Source organism: Deltaproteobacteria bacterium, from assembly GCA_009929795.1.
Taxonomy (GTDB): domain Bacteria; phylum Desulfobacterota; class Desulfovibrionia; order Desulfovibrionales; family Desulfomicrobiaceae; genus RZZR01.
Genome location: RZZR01000210.1, coordinates 1 through 3,480 on the forward strand (window position 1 = coordinate 1; position 3,480 = coordinate 3,480).

General features: G+C 58.4%; 5 protein-coding genes. All 5 read right to left on the reverse strand.

Going from position 1 to position 3,480, the window contains the following annotated elements; genetic code table 11:
• Nucleotides 1-330 precede the first annotated feature (330 nt).
• Nucleotides 331-1,722: a glutamate--tRNA ligase gene (locus tag EOM25_13225; protein NCC26136.1), complete on the reverse strand. Its 1,392-nt coding sequence runs from the start codon at nucleotides 1,720-1,722 to the stop codon at nucleotides 331-333.
• A gap of 68 nt (nucleotides 1,723-1,790) precedes the next feature.
• Complete coding sequence (locus EOM25_13230; GenBank protein NCC26137.1) at nucleotides 1,791-2,012, reverse strand: NifU family protein; 222 nt, start codon at nucleotides 2,010-2,012, stop codon at nucleotides 1,791-1,793.
• 75 nt (nucleotides 2,013-2,087) lie between these two features.
• Nucleotides 2,088-2,432 carry a ferredoxin:thioredoxin reductase gene (locus EOM25_13235; GenBank protein ID NCC26138.1) on the reverse strand — a complete coding sequence of 115 codons (345 nt, stop codon included), beginning with the start codon at nucleotides 2,430-2,432 and terminating at the stop codon, nucleotides 2,088-2,090.
• Complete coding sequence (locus tag EOM25_13240; GenBank protein ID NCC26139.1) at nucleotides 2,429-2,680, reverse strand: glutaredoxin family protein; 252 nt, start codon at nucleotides 2,678-2,680, stop codon at nucleotides 2,429-2,431. Before EOM25_13240 ends, EOM25_13235 begins: the two co-directional genes overlap by 4 nt.
• A partial coding sequence (locus EOM25_13245; protein ID NCC26140.1) for a hypothetical protein occupies nucleotides 2,677-3,480 on the reverse strand: 804 nt, incomplete at its 5' end. The genes EOM25_13240 and EOM25_13245, both read right to left, overlap by 4 nt.

Genomic DNA, 3,480 nt, shown 5'->3' on the forward strand with positions numbered 1-3,480 from the left:
CTGTCGGCCGAGCGGTTCGCCAAGATAACGGGTTTCAGGAAAGCGATATCGGCCAAAACGTATTTCAACTTCGCCAACGACAAGGTTGAGGTCGTTGGGCCGCTCCTTGAGGACGAAGGAGCGGCCATCGTCGAAAAATACCTCGCCGATCACCAGCGGCGGAACAAAAAGTAGGTGCCATTTCCAAGGGATCCACGCTGATGACAGGGAGCGTCAGGCGTTTATCCAACCAGGAAAGGAACTCTCGGCGGAACTTCGAACTCCGGTTTCACCGATGATCCTCTTAAAGCCTGATTTCACCATGGCTTTGCACAAAATCTGAGCATCCCCTCAGGACAAAACGACATCCAGCCGCCGAAGAGTCCGCTCCCGACCCATCACGGCCATGGTCTCGAACAACCCCGGACTGGCCGTCTTTCCCGTCAAGGCCACGCGCAAGGGCTGGGCCAGGGCCTTGAAGGCCTGGCCGTTTCGATCCAAAAAGGCCTGCATGGCCGCTTCCAGGCCGGCCTCGGTGAAATCTCCTACCTCAGCCAGATCAGACCGGAGCGAGGCCAGCAGGGCTCTGGTTTCGGCCGTCAAAAACTTGGCCACGGCCTTGGAATCATAGCTCAGATCATCGTCGGACCGGACAAAGAACTCCGAACCCTCAGCCATCTCTTTCAACGTCTTGGCTCGTGGCTGGTACAGAGGGACAATGGATTCAACATAGTCCAGACTCAGATTCTTATGGCCCAAAAATCCATACTGTTCGGCCAGCAGCGGGGCCAGAACCGACGGCGTCGACTCCTTGATGTAATGGGAGTTCAGCCAGTCGAGTTTGGTCTGGTCAAAGACCGAGGCCGACTTGCCCAGACCGTCCAGACTGAACTTGGCGACCATTTCCTCGCGGGAGAAGATCTCGTCATCGCCGTGAGCCCAGCCCAGTCGCACCAGGTAGTTGCACACGGCCTGGGGCAGATAGCCCATCTCCCTGTAGACCATGACCGAAGTGGCTCCGTGGCGCTTGGACATCTTCTTCTTGTCCGGGCCAAGGATCATGGGCACGTGGCCAAAGGCCGGGATTGGATATTCCAGAGCCTCGAAGAGCCGAAGCTGCTTGGGGGTATTGTTCTGATGGTCGTCCCCGCGAATGACGTGGGTCACGCCCATGAGAGCGTCGTCCACCACCACGGCCATCTGATAGATGGGCGACCCGTCGGCCCGACGGATGACGAAGTCGTCCAGCTCGCGATTATCTACGGCAATGGGGCCCTTGATCAGGTCGTTAAAAACAGTTGTGCCGTCCAGGGGCATCTTGAACCGGACCACCCGGCCCGGACCAGGCCCCAGGCCGCGTTCCCGGCACCGGCCGTCGTACTTGGGCTTCCGGCCCTCGACCCGGGCCTTGGCCCGCATGGCCTCGATCTCCTCGGGCGTGCACTCGCAATAATAGGCCCGCCCCTTGGCCACCAGCCTGTCCACATGCTCGTTGTAGATGTTATTCCGCTCACTCTGGAAATACGGCCCCTCGTCAAAGTCCAGGCCCAGCCAGTCCAAACCGTCCAGAATGGCCTGGGTCATCTCCGGGGTGGACCGCTGCTGGTCCGTGTCCTCGATACGAAGGACGAACCGTCCGCCGTTGGCCCGGGCAAAGAGATAGTTGAACAGGGCCGTGCGGGCCCCGCCGATGTGCAAATAGCCCGTGGGGCTAGGGGGAAATCTGGTCACTATGGTGGTCATGGTGCTCCTCGAAAAAATGAACGGCGGGCCAAGGCCCGCCGGATGTTGTATGTTTTACCGCCGACGGATCAGGCCGACTCGACGGCCCTGATCTCGGGGATCTGCTTCAGGATGATCTTCTCGATCCCGTTCTTCAAGGTCATCTGGGACATGGGACAACCCTTGCAGGCCCCCTGCAGTCGGACCCTGACCACGTTGTCGGCGGTGATTTCCACAAGTTCGACGTCCCCTCCGTCGGCCTGCAATGTCGGCCGGATGGTTTTCAAAACGGCTTCCACTTTTTCACGCATGAAATGGCTCCTTGGCGATTGGTGTTCTTGTAGCCAAAAATTCAGTATATTCAAATAATACCGGAGAGTTTTAGACTAGAGGCCCAAAGCGGCCAAGGCCCGTTCCGGATCCCTACGCTCGGGCACGTCCCGGATCTTCTCCTGCCCGTCCCGGACCGCTTTGGACACGTACAGACCGCAAAAACAGGCTCCAAACTCTTGAACGTCGGGTTCGCGGTATTCGCAGGGACAGATGATATCCCGGTCCGTCTCGTAGTCTCCCGTGGCCAGACGGCAGGGGCAGGCCATGTACCCGTAACGTTCCTTGTTGATCAGCAGGCTTTCCATAAGGGGCATGACCATTTTGTCGTCGACATTGAAATAGTACCCCTTGGGTTCCTGGACCTTGGCCAAGGCGTTCCGCAACTGTTCAGCGTTCAACTCTTCAATGCCTCCTCAATCTCGTCCTTTTTAAAGCCCACAATGACCTGATCGTCGATGAGCAGGGTCGGAAAAGACAGCCTGGGATTGACCTTTCTGATTTCGGCAATGACCCGCTCTCGCTCCTCGCCCTGGAGCTTGTCGACCTCGAAACAGATGTACTCGATCTTGTTGTCGTCCAAGAATTCCTTTGTGTTCCGGCAATGGATACACGTGGACAAGGCGTAGAGGCATATTTTCTTGCTCATGGATTCTCCTGGTTGTTGAGGTCGGCGTGTTCTTGAACGGCCCACAGCCCGAGGCAGAGCAGCAGCCACAGCCTGGAACCGTGTTCCTTTTTCCGAGTCTGATGTTCAAGGGTCATTCTGTCAACAGCACCCAAATCCAGCCACTGGGCGAGATATGGCTTGGCTTCGGCCAGGACATCGGCCATGAGGGGAGCCAGATCCTCCCGCATCCAGCGGGAAACAGGCACTGAAAAGCCCCTTTTGGGTCGGGACAGCACGGAGATCGGCAGAAGCGAACGGGCCAGACGCTTCAGAAAACGTTTCGGCCGCCCTGCCCCGACCCGAAGGCCGCCCGGCAGGGAGGCGAACAGAGCCATAAGATCCTGGTCCAGCAGGGGTGACCGGGTCTCCAGCCCGTGGGCCATGGAGCAGATGTCCATCTTTACTAAAAGATCCCCGGGAAGATAGGTTTTTTGGTCCAAAAAGGATAGGCGGTCCTGGATGGAGTCGGCCCGGCTCCGGGCCGTCGAGACCCACTTTCTCCGCCACTCAGCGCAGGCCCCCGGACCGGATTGTGAGGCCGGAACATTCAGGATTTCGTCCCGAATCCGTCCTTGGAAATATTCGTTGCGGAACAGAGGCTTCATCTCCGGATGACGATAGCGATACAACCAATTTCGCCTAGCCCGGCCCAGCAACGAATCCGAATCCATCCGCCGTTCCAGGTCTTCTGGCACCATTGAGCGGCCCCCGCCCACCAGGACGGTCGCCTGCTCCATCCACCTCGGCCGCCGATAGTGGGCGTAGCCTCCACACAACTC